Origin of the sequence: Salinibacterium sp. TMP30 (assembly GCF_038397785.1) — a bacterium.
Lineage (GTDB): Bacteria > Actinomycetota > Actinomycetes > Actinomycetales > Microbacteriaceae > Rhodoglobus.
Genome location: NZ_CP151642.1, coordinates 666,760 through 684,314 on the forward strand (window position 1 = coordinate 666,760; position 17,555 = coordinate 684,314).

Consider the following 17,555-nt stretch of genomic DNA (forward strand, 5'->3'; position numbering starts at 1 on the left):
CGCCCGGATGCTTAGCGTTCAGTCGTCGCCTCAACCCCGGTGATGCTCGACAGCGGCAGAGTGCGCTCGATGTCCGCACCACGGTCGAGTGCGCGCATCCGCCCCGCTGCCACACTCGACGGTTCAAGGGTGTACAACACCTCTCGACCGTTCGGCATTCTTACGGTCACTTTCAGCAGCAGTTTGTTGCGAATAGCGACCTCGATTTGCCGGGACAGCCACGCCTGATCCTCATCGCCAGTAACCCCACCCTGGCCGTCGCGCAGTTTCGCCAGCAACTGCTCTGGTTGGGCATCCTGAGGTTCATGCAGGGTTGCGTCGCTCACCTGATCGCGCCGCAGCGATAAAATGGTGCCATCGCCGTCTTCTGCGGCAACCGGGTAGCGGGCATCGCTGAGAGCCCAAAAAAGTTGCTCCACCCCAAACCGTGAGACCAGCCGACCAGGTTCGTGACGCAGCCCAAACGGTGAAAAGTTGGGGTCGACGGCGATCGATTGAAGCAGCACCGAATCAGGGGACGTGACATAACTGCCGACCGACCCATGCAAACCAACCCGCACGAGCCCATGTCGCGAGGCCGCTTCAGTCAGCAGATACTCGACCGGTTGCGGAACGCCCGTCAACGAAATCTCTGCCAAGAACGCTCGCATACCCTCAAGCGTTTCTCCGAGCGTCATCGCGTGATGCAAGCTCGACGGCGATATTCGATACGTGGATGCCAGAGCGCGAGTCTCAACATCGGCGATGATGCGCAGGCGAGCATCCAGTTGCGGTGCCAAGGGTCCAGGCGAAATCACCGTCAGGTCGGGCTGCACGTAGACGTGGTGCACTTCCTTGGGGAACAGCTCAGCCATCGCCGCAGCGGCTTCCGCCGGTGTGCGTGTAAGGAGTGCAACCCCTGCGGTACTCGGTAGTCTCTCTGCGGTCACTCCGAGCAACTGCGCGTCACGGCTGTAGCGCCGCAATTTTTCGAGCATCCAGTCAACACCGGCGGGGAACAGCCACCCAACATACGCTTCGACTCCGTCGCCCCAGAAGCTGTGGGTGCGGTCAGCCAAGATTGTGCGGATGTCATCGGGTACGCCCTGATACCAGGCCTCAGCGAGGTGCAGCCAGCGTTCGTCTGCGGAGCGCGACATCCACGCGGTGGCATCGGCGGTGGGCATCCATTGGGCATTCGTGGTTGCAACAAGCCCGGCGCGTTCCGCAATGTCTACGAGTCCGGCGACCTTATCGAGGCGCACAGACATCGAGACCGCGAGCCGCTTGGAGTCGGGCAGTGAGACTCCGCCCCGGGCGAGATCGCGCACGGGAGTGGTGCGAAGTTGGTTGAGAAGCTCGGTGACTTCGTTGGTGGTAGCGAAAGCGTTTTCGGCCGCAATACGGTCGAGAGATGCGCGCTCAGACGGCTCAACCGAAGTGAGCGTTGATGGGGGAGCCGTCTCGAGAAGCTCTCCCGTGGTGGGCAAGTCATCGAAAGGCCAGCCCGCCAAATGGTCGGTCACGCCATCAGGAGCGCTATAGCGACCACCGCGGAAAATCAGCAGCGCATGCTCCACAAGTCGGTCAAGTCGCTGCTGCACGGCCACAGGATCGCTGCCAAATCTGCCCAGTGCGGAAGCAACATCACCAGCGGTCAGCGAATTGGTATCGGCAACAACGGCCAAAGTCGCGAGGGTGGGACGGTCAAGAGTGCGCAGAACGCGCTCAAGTGATGTGGTCTGCTGCAGAGCATCCGCAAGATCAAAAAAATCGCTGACGGAGTTGCTGCGCACAACTCGCGAGCGCAACAACTGAAGGAGTTGACTATCGTCTAATGCGCGCAGTTGAGCCGCGAGCAGAAGAGCAGCGTCGCTAATTGTGGCCATTCCTGTATTCGCGTTGGCGGCGGCGCCCGTTCAGCACCAGAAGGGTGATGATGAAAGCCACACCCAACGGAAGAGCAAAGTAGGGCATAGTGATGACTGCGGGCCACGCACCTGTGTCGAAATCGCTGAGACCGGCTGCGGTGGCAACAACTACGGCGACAAAGCTAATCACGGCGAGTGCGATCGAGATGGCGACGAGGTAGGCGAGCACACGCTCGATACGAAGGTCGCGTTCAGTTGAATGATTTGTCACGTTGACAAGGATACGCGCCCGTTTACGTTCTAAGCTTGAGTCACGATACAAAGGAGCATGCCCATGCCCACCGGCAAGGTTAAGTTTTACGATGACGAGAAGGGTTTTGGCTTCATCATGAGTGATGAAGGCCAAGAGGTCTTCTTGCACGCCTCTGCGCTGCCTGCGGGCACAACAGGGGTAAAGGCGGGCACTCGCCTCGAATTCGGCATCGCCGATGGCAAGAAGGGCGCACAAGCGCTCTCAGTGCGTGTGATGGATGCCCCTGCGAGTATGAGCAAGCTGAACCGCAAGCCAGCCGATGACATGGCCGTGATTATTGAAGATCTGGTCAAGCTCATGGATGGCATTGGTTCGGGTCTCAAGCGGGGGCGTTACCCCGACAAGGCGCACGGCGCCAAAATTGCTTCAATGCTGCGAAAGGTAGCGGACGAACTAGATGCCTAATAGCCAGTACGAAAAGCTCGCTCGGGGTGCACTCCTCGAGATCACTGATACGGCGTCGATTGGCGCCCTCGTCGGTGAGCAGGTCGAAAGCGACGGCACTGTCTCGGTGATCTTCGCTTCGGCCATGCGGGGCTATCCGGGCTGGAACTGGACCATCAGCATCGCCCACGTCGAGGGTGCAGAGCCGACCGTTCTTGAAGCGGAACTCATGCCGGCTGAAGGCGCACTACTTTCCCCCGACTGGGTTCCGTGGTCTGAACGACTCGCCGACTACAAGGCTGCCCAAGCGGCGGCGGAAACAGCGGATGCCGAAAAAGCGGCCTCAGACAAAGCGTCAAGCGGCGATGGCTCAGACGGCGATGGCTCAGACCACGATGAGTCAGACGACGATGATTCAGGCGACGACCTCGATGACGACGACGACGAGTTCGATTCTGCCGTGTTGCATGGCGGAGATCTTGACGGTGTAGACATCGACGCCGTAGCTGACGAAGACGACGATGATGATGACGAAGTCGGCGACGATTATGATTCAGGCGTTTTTCGCGGGGGAGACCACGACGGCGTGAGCGTCGACGACCTCGATGAGTCTGCCGACGACGACGACGATGACGACGATGATTCGGATGACGACGATGATTCGGATGACGACGAAGAGTCGGATGACGACGACGATGACGATGACGACGAATCAGACGACGACGATTGAGATGACTAGTCTGTGCGCTTCCCGTGTCTGACGTGCGTGTAGATCAGCCCGATAAGTCCGAGCACGAGCCCCGCCACTGCGGTCCATAACCACCACAGGTTGCCTGCAGCGTTCAGCGGCTCGAGAAAGAGCAGCAGAGTGGCCAGGCCGAGCACCCACAGCCCGATACCGAAAAGCATCGCCTTGCGGTCGTCAGTCTCGACCGGCTTGGGGTCGGGCCGCCGTTCCGAGTCTTTCAGCCAGATACGCACAGTTTCAGGTTAGTGGCTGTTGGCGATCACATAGTCGATGGATGACACCAATTTGCGTACGTCATCCGGCTCAATCGCAACGAAGGTTGCAACCCGCAGTTGGTTGCGGCCCAGTTTGCGGTACGGATTGGTGTCGACGATTCCATTTGCGCGCAGGGTTTTATCGACTGAGGCAGCGTCGATCGAGTCGTCGAAGTCGATTGTGACGACAACCTGCGAACGCTGCTTCGCCTCGGTGACATACGGGGTCGCGATGGTGCTGGCGGCAGCCCAGTCGTAGAGCACCGACGATGATTCGCGGGTACGGGCATCCGCCCACACAAGTCCGCCGTTGCCATTGATCCAGTCGATCTGGTTTTCCAGCAACAGCAATGTGCTGAGCGCCGGAGTGTTGAGGGTCTGGTTGAGGCGAGAGTTGTCGATTGCATTCTTGAGTGACAAGAACTCCGGAATGTAGCGGCCAGAGGCGGCGATACGCTCGACGCGCTCGATTGCGGCGGGGGAGAAGAGCGCGACCCACAGCCCACCATCCGAAGCAAAATTCTTTTGCGGGGCGAAGTAGTAAACATCAGCTTGGCGTGCATCGAACTGGATGCCACCCGCCGCGCTTGTAGCGTCAACCACGGTGAGCACGTTGTCGCCGTCGGCCCGTCGCACCGGGGCCATCACTCCGGTTGAGGTCTCATTTTGTGGGTACGCAAAAACGTCGGCACCGTTGAGGTCGTCGAGTTCAGCCAGCGACCCGCCCGGGGCGGTGACGACATGAGGCGATTCGAGGTGGGGTGCTGCGGCGGCTTTGGCGAACTTGGAACCGAACTCACCAAAAGAGAGGTGGGCGCTGCGACGTTCGATGAGGGCGAATGCTGCAGCATCCCAGAATGCGGTGGATCCGCCGTTACCCATAACCACTTCGTAGCCTTCAGGAATCTGAAAAAGCTCGCCGATTCCGGAACGTACGCGGCCGACGAGGTCGCGAACGGGCGCCTGGCGGTGAGATGTGCCAAGGATGGTGCGGGCGGCTGACGCTAGATGTTCGATCTGTTCGGGGCGCACCTTGGAGGGGCCGCATCCGAATCGTCCGTCAGCGGGAAGAAGGTCGGTGGGAATCGTCAGGCTCGGCATACGTCTGATTCTATGGGCCGGTTCGGGCTAGTCTTGTTTCATGACCGATCTCGTTGACACCACCGAGATGTACCTGCGCACGATTCTTGACCTTGAAGAAGAGAATATTGTTCCGCTGCGGGCACGCATCTCTGAACGCCTCGGCCACTCTGGTCCGACCGTTTCGCAAACTATCGGCCGCATGGAACGTGACGGCCTGGTCGTCGTGGAAGGAGACCGCCACCTTGAGTTCACCGAGGAGGGTCGCCGCCGTGCCACACAGGTGATGCGAAAGCACCGCCTTGCTGAGCGCTTGCTTGCCGATGTTATTGGGCTCGATTGGGCTCTCGTGCATGATGAGGCCTGCCGGTGGGAGCACGTGATGAGCGAGCAGGTTGAGCGCAAGCTCATCGAAATGCTTGATCACCCCACGGAGTCGCCCTACGGCAACCCAATTCCGGGTTTGGAAGAGCTGGGCGGCACTGCTGCCCCCTCATTCAGCGCGGGAATGGTGAACATTGTCGATCTGGTCGCCGAGACTGCGTCACCCGTTTCAGGTCGCATCCGTCGTTTGGGTGAGCCCGTGCAGTTTGAGCCAGAATTGCTGCAGCAATTGTTCAACGCGGGGGTTATGCCCGGCAAGACGGCAACATTTTCGGCCGCTGACTCGTATGTTGCGGTCACCGTTGAGGGTTTTGGCGAAGGCCTTGAGTTGCCCAATGAGGTCGCTGTGCACATCTTCGTAGAGAAGCCTGTCGCTTAAGGCATTCATTCTGGTGTTCACCGAGGCGTTACCGTCTCGTCATTCGATGCGGCGCGCCCGCGTGCGGAATGCGCCAAAAATTGGGTTAGCCTGTAGCTCTTGAAGTTCACGAATGAACCGGAGAATCGCATGTTAGGTAGGTGCAGCATCCAAACCGTGGATGCGCGCGCTTACTTCTACATACGACACAGCAGTACTGTGCGCGGTAGTTTTCGCGCGCTGAATCACTAGGCATCGTCTTTCGACGGTGCCTTTTTGTTTTCTGCCTCCCATTCGCTGAGCCTCAAGGAAGTCGATTGCCTGCAAGCCGTGCAGGCTCTTTCGAGAGGATGACAATGCGCACACTGGTATTGAACGCGGGCTATGAGCCGCTCGCGGTCGTGTCTTTCAAGCGAGCAATTGTGCTCGTGTTGAATCAGAAGGCCACGATCATTGCTGCCGATTCGGAGCATCCTGTCTGGGGCTCGAGCGGGTCATGGGATCGCCCGTCGGTGATCATCCTGCGAAATTATGTGCGCATCCCTTCTACGCGCAGACTGCCGGTGTCGCGCAGGGGAGTGCTGCGGCGCGATGGCCACCGTTGTGGTTACTGCGGCGGCCCGGCGAACACTATTGACCATGTGTTGCCGCGTTCACGGGGTGGTCAAGACACGTGGGAGAACCTGGTGGCGTGCTGCCTGCGGTGTAACAACGTGAAGAGCAATCGCACCCCCGCGGAGATGAATTGGCGTTTGCTGACGAAGCCGCGCCCCCCACACACGAGCGCATGGCTTGTCAGGGGAATTGAAAGGGCACTCCCAGATTGGGAAGAATATTTGGCTCCGGCCGCATAACTGTTATGCTGTTGTGATTATTCCCGTAGTTCGAGATTTGCCCTAGATCTATCTCGAATCCGCTCCACTGATTGGTAGTCGTTTGTCCCGCATGTCTTCTGATCGCACGGATGCTTGTGGTGTCCCCGTGGGCGAAGCCACCAGTGATGCGCCAGTTTTCCTGTCGCGGCGCGAGGCCCGCGCCGCGCGTGAGGCGGCCGGGCCACAGTCGTCAGCAGTTGCTGATGCGGCCGCCGCGGAGAAGCCGCAGGGTATGTCAGTTGTTCAGGCCGCCGCCGTTGTGCCTCAGATTCCTATTGCACCTGCCGCGGTCATGCGCTCCGACGTCGCACTTGCAGGCCCAATAGCTAAGTCTGCGGATGTTGCCGTCGCCAAGCCGAGCGCAGTTGCGTCGCCGAAACGCGCACGTCGCAACCCGATGCGGGCTATGGCTTCGCTGGCAGTTATTGGTGGCCTGGTTGCTGTTGTTGGTTTACCTGCATACGGACAGGGCAGCGTTCTCTCTGATGAGGGTTCCGTGGTGGCTTCGGCAGCTGTGGCAGATGCATCGACGGTGAGCGCACAGTCGGTCACAGTGAGTGCCGATTTGGCGCTTCCTGAGCTTGAGCGTGACCAATTCGAGGCAACGTCGCCCGAAGATTTGGCACTGATCCGCCAGCAGTCAGCGATTGCTTCGGCAAACGCGCTGTATGCGGCATCCGGGGCCCGTGAGCTTGGCGACGACTACCCGTGGGCGACTGCAGGCTACGACCTGTCGCCACTCAACTACTACTACCGCCAGTGCACTGACTTTGTTGCTTGGCGGTTGAACCGCGATGTTGGGTCATTCTCCGCACCTTTCCGCTGGGCGTGGGCTGACCTCACCCCGAATGGGGGAAATGCTTCGCAGTGGAAGGCCGCTTGGGATGCTCACGGCTGGACCGTTAGCGCCACACCGGTTGTCGGATCGGTGGCCTGGTTCGGTTGGGATAACCACGTTGCCTATGTGAAGGCAATCAACGCTGATGGCAGTGTTTTGCTTGAGGAATACAACTACGTGAACCGCGTCTACGGCCAGCGTATTCTCGCGGCAGCCGACGTAGAGGCTTTCCTCTACCCACCCGGCCAGTAGCCCGCTACTCGGCTACACTCGAAACGCCAGCCTCTGTAGCTCAACGGAAGAGCAACTCCGTCCTAAGGAGCAGGTTGGGGGTTCGAATCCCTCCAGGGGCACTTCGGAAAAGTGCTGGTCAGGGCCCCTATTTATCCGCAGACTTGCGGATTTTGAGTCGTGTTCGCCAACAACTGAGTAGCATTGACCCTAGTCTTTGCGGTTTTGCTCACGGATTGCCTAGAGTTCGCGGAAAGTGCGGGCCGATCATCGGGCAATTATCGGTGTCCCTTTGGCGCTGTGGGCCGAGTTGCGGCGACCTACGCATTTCGTCTTCTCGCTTTAGCTGGCATTGACTGAGCTTGAGCTGCTGATTCGCAGAGCGGCATCCCCCGTGCCAGATTCAATAACTATCGGACCGCGCAGCATTTCGACACTTGAGATGACCTTTCTGATGGTGGCGATAGCTTCCGCGTCAGAGCTTTTCAGCATTCGGTTGCGCGCATTCCGGAGGCTGCAACGGATGTTCCAATTCGGAGCGTCGCGACTTAGAACTCCTAGGGCGGCGGGGATACGAGGCGCGGCTTCGCGCGTCATGCTGGGCCCGGCCGCGATACCGTAGCTGTTGTCAAGACCGGGCGCTGTGTTCTTTCTGTGCGCAACTGCTCCGTAAACCCGGGGGAGTTGACAATCAGTATGGTCGATCCTTATTCTTTGTTTAGTACTAAATAAACGAGGAAACAATGGCGATCCGATCCCGAGTCCGCACCGACCTCAACCGGTCTGCGATTCTTGCCCACCTGGGCGCGCAAGGCCCCGCATCACGGGCCGACCTCTCGCGCGCGCTTGGCGTTTCTCCGGCGCTCATGACGCAACTAACGCGTGACCTCCTGGCGGATGGATTGCTCGTCGAGCTGGAGAACACGCCATCGCACGGTGGCAGGCCGGCCCGGCAGCTTGGGCTTGCGGTTAACGCAGGCCGGGCCGTTGGCGTCAAGGTCGTCGCCGACCGTGTTGCCTTTGTCGAAGTCGGAATCGGTGGCTCAGTACTTCGTTCGGCGAGCGAACCTTATGACGCCTCCGCACCCACGGCAATCACTCAGCTGACTGTTCTTCTGGCCCGGTTCATCGCCGGCGGTGGCCCTCTCCCGCTGCTCGGCGTCGGTGTCGGTGTGCCCGGAACTGTCGAAGAGCGGGGTGAGGGCGTCGTGGACTCCACGCAGCTCGGCTGGAACCAGGTGCCTCTTGGCGCGGCGCTTCAGCGCGCCCTCGGACTTCCCGTGCTCATCGAGAATAACGTCAATGCACTCAGTATGGCGGAGCGACTCTTCGGCCGTGGTCGCGATCACAGTGATTTTCTCGTAGTGACCATCGGAACTGGAGTTGGAGCTGGAATCGTCGCAGACGGTGTCGTTTTTCGCGGTCACGCCGGGGGAGCCGGCGAAATCGGCCATGTGCCGGTAGCCGACGGGCCGACGTGCCAGTGTGGCAACGAGGGATGTCTCGAGGCAGTAATCGGTGAGGGTGCACTTGTGCGCACGGCCCGCGATCGTGGCATCATCCCGCCAAACGGCAACATTGTTGCGTTGCTCGCAGCTGCGGATCAGGGCGACAAAGATGCGCAGGTGCTCTATAGCGAAGCCGGGCACTTGCTGGGGAAGGTGCTCGGTGGGGTAGTCAACGTGCTTGACCCTGAGATCGTTATAGTTCTCGGCGAGGGTGTGGCAGCGTGGGAGCATTGGTCTTTTGGTTTCGAGCCATCGTTTCGCGCTTCGCTCGTTCCATCTAAGCGCGGCGTCGGAGTCGCGGTCGAAAGTTGGCAAGACGAAAGCTGGGCACAAGGAGCAGCGGCAATCGTATTGTCAACGCCGTTCGACTTAGAAGGACTTTCTGGCGATCAGGGTCGACTCGTGCGCGAGCGACTCGTCCAGCAGGCTGCGCCACCGCTCGAGCTTCGGGAGCCGCAATTATGAGCGTCTCCTACGTCACGATTCCAGTGCCCGAGGGGGAGACATCCCCCATCAAGCCGCCCCGCCGCCGCCGCAACGCGACACCACGCGTGCGTGCTACTTATGCGCTCACGGTGCTTGCCTTCTTGCTGCCGAGCGCAATCCCCATCGTGCTTTTCGTGCTTGGCCCCATGGTTGCCGCGGCGTGGGTGAGTCTCCATCAGTGGAACCTGCTCTCACCGATGACTTTTGTCGGCTTCGATAACTATGCGAAACTTCTCGCGGATCCGCGCACTGCTGATGTATTTCTGCACACGGGCTACTATATTCTCGGGTATCTGCCTCTCGTTTATATAGGTGGACTCGCCTTGGCGATGGCACTCAACACCGCGCTCAAAGGACGCTCGCTCTTGCGCGGCGTTTACTTTCTTCCGGTTGTCACCAGCTGGATCGTTGTCGCTCTAGTGTGGCGCTGGCTGCTCAACCCAAGCAATGGGATCGTCAACACCGTTCTTGGCTTTTTCGGAATCGACGGCCCCGGGTGGTGGACCGATCCAGCATGGGCGATGCCCTCGATCATCCTTGCTTCGTCGTGGAAAGATCTTGGCTTCGTGATGGTGATTCTGCTGGCCGGGCTGCAAGCGATCAACACCGACTACTACGACGCAGCAAAAGTCGACGGTGCGGGATGGTGGCGACGGCTGTTCAGCGTCACTTTGCCGCTACTCAGTCCGAGCACCTTCTTTGTCATCGTCATTTCACTCATCAACGGTTTCCAGGTCTTCGATCAGGTTTACGCAATGACCGGTGGTGGACCGAACGGCGCAAGCCAAGTTGTGGTGCAACAGATATATGACCTGACCTTCCGTTACCAGAGGGCAGGTGAGGCGTCGGCTCTCTCTTGGATGCTCTTCATGGTGATACTCGCTATCACACTCATTCAGGTGCGTGGCCAGAAGAAATGGGTCACCTATGGATAACCGCAGGTTGAGTCGGCGTGGCCTGATCGCTGCCATTGTGTTGCACGTTGTAATCATCCTCGGCGCGATCATTATGTTCTTTCCGTTTTTTTGGACGATCATCACTTCGATAAGCCCAGGAGCCGGCCTCGGTGTTACACCGAAACTCGTGCCAGAAAACCCGTCACTCGGAGCCTATGAGCGATTGTTTAGTGAGCAGCCGTTCGGCCGGATCATTCTCAACAGTCTTGGTCTTGCGCTCGTCACAACAGTCGTCCAGCTATTCACGAGTGCTACTGCGGCTTATGCTTTCAGCCGTTTGCCCTTCCGCGGGCAGTCAGCGATATTCGCGATCTATCTCACGACCATGATGGTCCCCCTGCAAGTGTTGATCGTGCCGCTATTCGTAGAACTGAAAACTTTCGGGCTGCTCAATACTTATCTGGGCGCGTTATTGCCGACATTCGCCAGCATCTTTGGGATTTTCTTGTTAAGGCAAGCCATCAACCAGGTGCCTCGTGAGCTTGACGAAGCCGCGACACTGGACGGCGCAGGCCATTTCCAAACCTTCGGCCGCATTATCCTGCCGAATATTCGACCCGCCCTCGCAACCCTTACGGTATTCGCTTTCATGAGCAGCTGGAACAGCTTTCTCTGGCCCCTCGTCGTGCTGCGTAAGCCCGAACTGCAAACGTTGCCCATCGCTTTGGCTGGCCTACAGGGTCAGTACACCACTGAGTGGGACATCATCATGGCCGGCTCTGTCGTTAGCGTGCTCCCCATGCTGGCCCTTTATATCTTCGCCCAGAAGTACGTCATTCAGGGCGTAGCAAGTTCGGGGATCAAATAATCCACGAGCCCACAGCACGATCATTTTCGAATATCAAAGGAGATAGCATTCACATGAACCGTTCACCGCTAGCAATAGCCGCGATTGCGGGCGCTACGGCGCTTGTACTCTCTGGCTGCGCCCAGACGCCGGCTGAAGACTCGGGCCCTGTCACGATTACCTACACAAACTTCATCTCTAATGACGGAAATGAAGAGAACCTGCAGGCGATCGTCGACGCCTTCGAGGCAGAGAATCCGGAAATCACCGTCGACGTAACCACACTCCCCTATGGCGATTATGGGACTGCATTGCAGACCGATCTTGCTGCGGGGACAGTATCTGACGTCTTCGACATAGAGTTTTCCAACTACGCCTCCTACCAGGCCAACGGCGTTCTCGCACAGATCGAGGTGACGGACCCCGAGTCCTACCGTCAGAGCTTGCTTGAGGCATACTCGACTGACGGAATGAGCTACGCGCTTCCCAGCTCGTTCTCTGACGTCGTGCTTTACTACAACGCTGATCTATTCGACGCTGCCGGTCTCGACTACCCGACAAACGACTGGACCTGGGCCGACGAACAGGCCGCCGCTGAGGCACTCACCGATCAGGCAGCTGGCCAGTGGGGAGACCACCAGCCGGTGAGCTTCTACGAATATTACAAAGTACTCGCCCAGAACGGCGGGGAATTCCTCAACGCTGATAAGACCGCGGTCGCTTTCAACAGCCCCGAGGGCATCGAGGCTGCAGAATGGCTCGTCAACAAGAGCGGCACGGTTATGCCGACGATCGAGGACGGCCAAGGAACTGCCGACTTCGACACTAATTTGTTCAAAGAAGGCAAACTGGGGATGCTCCACTCGGGAATCTGGATCTTTGGCGCACTCACCGACGTTCCCTTTACTTGGGACATCGCCGTTGAGCCGGGTAACACTCAGCAGGCCAGCGCTGTGTTCTCGAACGCCATTGGTGTTTCGGCCACGTCAGAGCACATCGCTGCGGCTTCGAAGTGGGCTGAGTACATGACTTCCTCAGACGTTATGGTGCAGACGCGGCTCGATGCTGGCTGGGAACTGCCACCGATCTCTGATGAAGCACAACTCGCTACCTACCTCGACAAGGGTGCACCCGCCAACCGCCAGGCAGTCTTTGACTCACTCGACGGAATCGCATTACCCCCCGTTGTGACAGTGGGCCAGTCCGAGATGCAAGACATCATGGGTGAAGAACTCGTTGAAGCGCAGGCCGGACGCAAAACCGTTGAGGAAGCTCTGGCTTCAGCCGAAGAGCGCATCAACGCGGTTCTTGCTGGCTAGGCAGCAACTACCATCCGGCCATAGGCCGGGCGTGCACCGCGGCGAGTCAAGCGCCGCGGTGCACACTACCTAGTTTTCCACTAATCGGCATTCTTTCCATAATGAGGAGCCCAGTATGTCCATGCCTGTTGCGCCGAGCCCTGCAGATCTGGCGACCCGCGGTGTCGCACTTATTTCTCAGCTGCAGGATGAGAGCGGCGCCTATCCTGCGAGCCCTACCTTCTCGGCATATCAGGGGTATTGCTGGTTCCGTGATGGTGCATTCATCGCAGACGGGATGTCTGCCGCAGGAGAGGTCGACTCCGCGAGTGCTTTCTTTGACTGGTGCGCGCGCATTCTGGAGAAGCGCGAAGAGCAGATAGCGCGGATTGTTGAAGCGGCGGGGGAGGGCACACCCGTATCCGATGCAGAAATGCTTCCCACTCGTTTTACCTTCGCAGGAGAAGAGGGTAACGACGCTTGGTGGGATTTTCAGCTTGATGGTTACGGCACTTGGTTATGGGCGGTCGTCGCCCACGCTGAGCGTCACAATCTCTCGCTCGAACCATGGAAGCGTGCCATGGAATTGACGAGCGCCTACCTTATAGCCTCTTGGCGCCGGCCATGCTTCGACTGGTGGGAAGAGAGCATAAGTGAAGTTCACGGCTCAACGCTGGGCTGTATCGCAGGCGGACTCATCGCCGTTGTCGAGGCCGGTGTGTTAATTGATGACGAGCCGGCGATCCAAGCTGTTTCGGATATTAGGGAACTCCTTCTCGACCGCGGGCTGACTGACGGCCATCTCGCCAAGTGGCTCGGCTCTAAAGAAGTCGACGGTAGTCTCTCTTCTGTCATCTACCCACTCGGAGTGTTCCCTGCTTCCAGCGAGGTGGGCAAGGCAACGATCTCGGCGATCGAATCACAACTCACCTTTGGCAACGGTGTGCACCGCTATCTTGACGACACCTTCTTCGGGGGCGGCCAATGGCCCTTACTGAGCTGCATGCTCGGCCTCGCGCATTCGAGCGCCGGCAATAAAGAGCGAGCTCGGGAATTGCTCGAATGGGCAGCATCAACCGTGACTGCGAACGGCGACATGCCAGAGCAAGTCACCGAGCACCTGCTCGACCCTTCGATGACCCAAGAGTGGATAGACCGGTGGGGAACTGCAGCGACACCGCTGCTCTGGTCCCACGCGATGTTTATCCGCCTCGCCGTCGAACTCGGTATCCTCAACCCTGCAAAGGAAAGCAAGTGATTCGTCACCGCCCCTTCGGCTCCGGCCATCCCTATTCCGTCGACACCGAACAGCGCTGGCCGGTCGACCCGATAGCGGGAGAGTCTCTCACGCTCGGTGTACGTACCTCTGGTGCCATCGACGCCGTGACGCTCGAACTCGTCCGAGCGCAAGGTGGCTTTGTTGAAATACCACTTGATCGTGTCGTTCGTTCTTCGCGGGGGCAGAGTCAAGACGGCGGACACCTCGCTTCCGCTCAGGCCCGTCTCGCTCGAAGCGAGGGTGGCTGGCAAACCAAGCTTGAGGGGCTGAACCCCCACGAGCAGTGCCGATACCGTTTCACGACCGGTGCAGAGAGAACGCGGTGGTTTGATTTTCGGGTGAGCGCGTGGCGCGACGCTGCGGACGTCGACGGCGCTCGGATCGTGCCAGGCACGACGACCGTTCTCGACAATGGCGAAAGCATTCAACGGGTTCGATTTGCCATTCGCCTCGCCCCCGGCGAGCACGTCGCCGGGTTTGGCGAGCGATTCGATGCAATCGACCACCGAGGCTCCAGCCTTGACTCTGTTGTGTTCGAACAGTACAAAAGCCAAGGAGCAGAGCGTAAAACATATCTGCCGATGCCTTTTGCCCACGTGGTGGGCGGTGATGGTTGGGGATTCCACGTGCGCACGAGCCGTCGCGTGTGGTTCGATATCGGCGAAAGCGAGCCGTCGCTACTTTGGGTCGAAGCCGAAGGCTCTACCATCGACGTGGCCTTCTACGATGGCAGCCCGACCGAAGTACTCAACGCCTTCCTCGCTGAGGTAGGACGCCCTGAAGAGCTGCCTTCGTGGGTGTTCCGGCTATGGGCGAGCGGCAACGAATGGAACACGCAAGCTGAGGTTATGCGACAAATGGATGCGCATCGTGAGCACCAGATTCCTGTCGGCAACTTGGTCATCGAAGCATGGAGCGACGAATCGACTTTCACTGCTTGGCGCGGTGCCCAATACGAGATTGCGGATCGACCGCACACGTTGAACGACTTTACATTTCCTGCCGACGGGCCGTGGCCCAGTCCAAAAAATATGATCAATGAGTTGCACTCGCGAAAAACTAAGGTTCATCTGTGGCAGATTCCGCTGCTCAAGATGCGCCCGCATCCGCAGGGGCAACTTGCGGTCGATGCCGAAGCAGCGAAGCGCGAAGGTGTGCTCGTGCAAGAGGTAGCCTCCGATGGATCGCTCCGGCCCTACCGCAATCGCGGCTGGTGGTTTCCACTCGGTCTGATGCCAGACTTGACTGACGAGCGAGCCGCGCACTGGTGGACCGAGCGTCGCCGCTATTTGGTTGATGAGCTGGGTGTTGACGGCTTCAAAACAGACGGTGGCGAACACGCGTGGGGGCGCGACGTGCGCTACCTCGACGGTCGCCACGGCGATGAGGTTAATGGTCTATTCCCAGTGAGCTATGCAAAGGCATACGGTGATCTGCTCCGCCGTTGTGGCAAGGCTCCCGTGACATTCAGCCGCGCAGGCTTCACCGGTAGCCAATCACATGGTGCGTTTTGGGCCGGCGACGAAAACTCCACTTGGGATTCGTTTCGGTGGTCAATGTTCGCCGGGCTCTCTGCTTGCTCGAGCGGCATCCTTTATTGGGGCTGGGACCTGGCAGGTTTCTCGGGCGACGTACCGACCGCCGAGCTCTATTTGCGTTCAATCGCGGCGGCTGCGTTCGTGCCGATTATGCAGTACCACTCCGAATTCAACCACCACAAAAAGCCCTCCAACGACCGCACGCCGTGGAATATCGCTGAACGCACTGGGGAGCAGGCTGTGGTGCCGATCAGCCGCAAATTTGTCGAACTGCGAGAACGCCTCGTTCCTTACCTCGCCGAGCAGTCGGCTGCGGCGATTGCGCGGGGTGGCTCGCTCATGCGGCCTTTGTTCTTTGACTTTGCCGATGATGAGCGTGTGTGGGAGTTTCCCCTGCAGTGGATGCTGGGTGACGAGATCCTAGTAGCACCCGTACTGGAGCCGGGTGCCGATGAGTGGGCTACCTACCTCCCTGCGGGGGACTGGGTCGATGCGTTCACGGGGGAGCACCAAAATGGCGGCCGAGTGATTCAACGCCTGACACCACTCGATGAGCTGCCGGTGTACGTGCGTTCCCGCGCTTGGGACTCGCTGCGAGATATCTTCGCCTGATACATCACCGCATGATCATTGTTGCTTCATTAGACTTTCCGTGACTTTACGAGGGCTCGCGTCGCGGCAGCTGGTAGGTGCCGTGACATGCGCAGCAGGATCGGCTTGTGTGTAGCAGAACTGTGTCCTGTCTCAGGACACGGGAAACCGTTGAGCCCCGAGTGGGCGGGAGAGAGATGAGGGCGAGATCAACTCGACCATGTCAGCCTTCTTCTCGGCATTTGCTTCTCCTCATGAGAAAGCGGTCGACCTCACAGAACTGCGCAGCCTATTCGTTCCGGACGCCATCATCCTCGCGATGGCAGATGGCGTCACCAAACAGTACGACCTCGAGAGCTTCATAGAACCACGTCAGGCGCACTAGACGGCCGGTCTGCAGCTGGTTGGGGACGAAAGGGATGTCAACTCGTGCGCACGCCCGCTGGATGGCGCATCAGCGCAATTTTCTGGCAAGACGGTGCGGTGGATGAGGCTCGAAGGGTGATGTCGGCGGGGAGGGGCGGGCAACCACCCTCAGGGTCCCGCCGTCGTGCATAGTATTGTGACGCTATGAGCGCTCTTCCCTTCACGACTTCCGTTTACGCCGCTCGTCTCGAGCGCGCAGCAGCCCTAGCCGCCGAGGCGGGTTTCGACGGCATCATTGTGGGCCCAGGACCCGATTTGCAGTATTTGGTCGGCGTCGAGGGAGACACGATTGAGCGGCTGACAGCCTTAGTGATCAAGCCCGGCATCACGCCGACCATCGTTGTGCCGCGTATGGAGCTCGCGAAAGTGCGCAGCACAGGTACTGACGAACTCGGACTCATCGTCGCCGACTGGGTCGACGGCCAAGACCCGTATGCCCTGATCGCCGGGACGCTGCCTGAGGCGACTCGTGTAGGAGTGTCTGATTCGCTCCCGGCCCTGCATGTCATCCCGATCGGACAGCGGCTCGCGGTGAATCTCGAGCTCGCGACCCCGGTCCTGCGCGAGGGGCGAATGATCAAGGAAACCGCAGAAATTTCAGAACTACGTCGCGCTGGAACAGCGATCGACGCTGTTCATCGGCGAGTGCCGGAGATGCTGCGTGCCGGTCGGACTGAACGTGAAGTGGCGGCCGATATCGCTAAGGCAATCGTCGCCGAGGGGCACCGCACGGTCGAGTTTGTCATTGTCGGGTCGGGCCCGAATGGCGCCGACCCGCACCATGAGGTTTCGGACCGCATGATCGAGGATGGCGACGTCGTAGTAGTCGACATCGGCGGCGCGGTCCCGAGCGGCTACAACTCCGACAGCACACGAACCTACATTGTAGGAACTCCGGAGCCGTCGGTCGCTGAACGCATCGCCATACTCGTACAGGCACAACAGGCCGCCGTCGAGGCAGTGCGACCCGGCGTTACGGCTTCGGACGTTGACGCCGCCGCGCGACGAGTGCTCTCGCGGGCTGGCCTCGCCGAAGCCTTTCTGCACCGTACGGGTCACGGAATCGGGGTTTCAGTGCACGAGGAGCCGTACATTACCCCTGGCAACGAACTTCTACTGCGCGAAGGGATGGCGTTCAGTATTGAACCGGGTATCTACTTCCCCGGCGAGTGGGGCGCGCGCATTGAAGATATCGTCGTCGTGACAGCAGACGGATGCGAGCAACTGAACGTCACAGAACATGCGCTGACCGCGGTGGGTGCAGCTAGCGCACCCGACGAATCGCGAATGGACGCAAAAGTCTAGGCGAGAGATCGCTAACCCAAGCAACCGTCTCCGCCGCTCGCACTCTCGTGCACCCACGGTCGTCGC

The 17,555-nt window shown here is 59.3% G+C and carries 17 protein-coding genes and 1 tRNA gene; 14 read left to right on the plus strand and 4 right to left on the minus strand.

Annotation, left to right across the window (positions count from 1 at the left end; all coding sequences use genetic code 11):
• Nucleotides 1-11: 11 nt before the first annotated feature.
• Both AADH44_RS03230 and AADH44_RS03235 read right to left on the minus strand, forming a co-directional pair.
• Nucleotides 12-1,868, minus strand: a complete 1,857-nt coding sequence (locus AADH44_RS03230; RefSeq protein ID WP_341954068.1) for a helicase-associated domain-containing protein — start codon at nt 1,866-1,868, stop codon at nt 12-14.
• Nucleotides 1,855-2,121 carry a hypothetical protein gene (locus AADH44_RS03235; protein ID WP_341954069.1) on the minus strand — a complete coding sequence of 89 codons (267 nt, stop codon included), beginning with the start codon at nt 2,119-2,121 and terminating at the stop codon, nt 1,855-1,857. Before AADH44_RS03235 ends, AADH44_RS03230 begins: the two co-directional genes overlap by 14 nt.
• A 63-nt stretch (nt 2,122-2,184) precedes the next feature.
• On the opposite strand from AADH44_RS03235, the gene AADH44_RS03240 reads away from it, so the two are divergent.
• Nucleotides 2,185-2,568, plus strand: coding sequence for a cold shock domain-containing protein (locus AADH44_RS03240; RefSeq protein ID WP_219950420.1), 384 nt, complete (start codon nt 2,185-2,187; stop codon nt 2,566-2,568).
• The gene (locus AADH44_RS03245) at nt 2,561-3,277 is read left to right on the plus strand and encodes a DUF3027 domain-containing protein (protein WP_341954070.1); all 717 of its coding nucleotides are present in this window, start codon (nt 2,561-2,563) and stop codon (nt 3,275-3,277) included. Before AADH44_RS03240 ends, AADH44_RS03245 begins: the two co-directional genes overlap by 8 nt.
• A 5-nt stretch (nt 3,278-3,282) precedes the next feature.
• Here AADH44_RS03245 and AADH44_RS03250 read toward each other — a convergent pair whose 3' ends face one another.
• Together AADH44_RS03250 and serC are read right to left on the minus strand one after the other, a co-directional pair.
• Nucleotides 3,283-3,528, minus strand: coding sequence for a DUF2530 domain-containing protein (locus AADH44_RS03250; protein WP_341954071.1), 246 nt, complete (start codon nt 3,526-3,528; stop codon nt 3,283-3,285).
• A gap of 9 nt (nt 3,529-3,537) precedes the next feature.
• Complete coding sequence (gene serC, locus AADH44_RS03255) at nt 3,538-4,650, minus strand: phosphoserine transaminase (protein ID WP_341954072.1); 1,113 nt, start codon at nt 4,648-4,650, stop codon at nt 3,538-3,540.
• Nucleotides 4,651-4,690: 40 nt separating this feature from the next.
• On the opposite strand from serC, the gene AADH44_RS03260 reads away from it, so the two are divergent.
• From AADH44_RS03260 to AADH44_RS03315, 12 genes are all read left to right on the plus strand, one after another.
• Nucleotides 4,691-5,392, plus strand: a complete 702-nt coding sequence (locus AADH44_RS03260; RefSeq protein WP_341954073.1) for a metal-dependent transcriptional regulator — start codon at nt 4,691-4,693, stop codon at nt 5,390-5,392.
• Between the two features lie 335 nt (nt 5,393-5,727).
• Nucleotides 5,728-6,225 carry an HNH endonuclease gene (locus tag AADH44_RS03265; protein ID WP_341954074.1) on the plus strand — a complete coding sequence of 166 codons (498 nt, stop codon included), beginning with the start codon at nt 5,728-5,730 and terminating at the stop codon, nt 6,223-6,225.
• A gap of 91 nt (nt 6,226-6,316) precedes the next feature.
• Nucleotides 6,317-7,336: a CHAP domain-containing protein gene (locus AADH44_RS03270; protein WP_341954075.1), complete on the plus strand. Its 1,020-nt coding sequence runs from the start codon at nt 6,317-6,319 to the stop codon at nt 7,334-7,336.
• 29 nt (nt 7,337-7,365) lie between these two features.
• Nucleotides 7,366-7,437 (plus strand) — tRNA-Arg (locus AADH44_RS03275).
• A 621-nt stretch (nt 7,438-8,058) separates the two neighbouring features.
• Nucleotides 8,059-9,288: an ROK family transcriptional regulator gene (locus tag AADH44_RS03280; protein ID WP_341954076.1), complete on the plus strand. Its 1,230-nt coding sequence runs from the start codon at nt 8,059-8,061 to the stop codon at nt 9,286-9,288.
• Nucleotides 9,285-10,244, plus strand: a complete 960-nt coding sequence (locus tag AADH44_RS03285; protein WP_341954077.1) for a sugar ABC transporter permease — start codon at nt 9,285-9,287, stop codon at nt 10,242-10,244. Before AADH44_RS03280 ends, AADH44_RS03285 begins: the two co-directional genes overlap by 4 nt.
• Nucleotides 10,237-11,073: a carbohydrate ABC transporter permease gene (locus AADH44_RS03290; RefSeq protein ID WP_341954078.1), complete on the plus strand. Its 837-nt coding sequence runs from the start codon at nt 10,237-10,239 to the stop codon at nt 11,071-11,073. The genes AADH44_RS03285 and AADH44_RS03290 overlap by 8 nt, the downstream gene beginning before the upstream one ends.
• Nucleotides 11,074-11,126: 53 nt before the next feature.
• Nucleotides 11,127-12,371 (plus strand): sugar ABC transporter substrate-binding protein, encoded by a 1,245-nt coding sequence (locus AADH44_RS03295; RefSeq protein WP_341954079.1) that lies wholly within the window; start codon nt 11,127-11,129, stop codon nt 12,369-12,371.
• Nucleotides 12,372-12,486: 115 nt separating this feature from the next.
• Entirely contained in the window at nt 12,487-13,608 is a 1,122-nt protein-coding gene (locus AADH44_RS03300; RefSeq protein WP_341954080.1) for a glycoside hydrolase family 15 protein, read from the plus strand.
• On the plus strand, nt 13,605-15,779 hold the full coding sequence (locus tag AADH44_RS03305; RefSeq protein WP_341954081.1) for a TIM-barrel domain-containing protein: 2,175 nt from the start codon (nt 13,605-13,607) through the stop codon (nt 15,777-15,779). Before AADH44_RS03300 ends, AADH44_RS03305 begins: the two co-directional genes overlap by 4 nt.
• 199 nt (nt 15,780-15,978) lie before the next feature.
• Nucleotides 15,979-16,143 (plus strand): hypothetical protein, encoded by a 165-nt coding sequence (locus AADH44_RS03310; protein WP_341954082.1) that lies wholly within the window; start codon nt 15,979-15,981, stop codon nt 16,141-16,143.
• Between the two features lie 185 nt (nt 16,144-16,328).
• Complete coding sequence (locus tag AADH44_RS03315) at nt 16,329-17,489, plus strand: Xaa-Pro peptidase family protein (RefSeq protein ID WP_341954083.1); 1,161 nt, start codon at nt 16,329-16,331, stop codon at nt 17,487-17,489.
• Nucleotides 17,490-17,555: the final 66 nt, after the last annotated feature.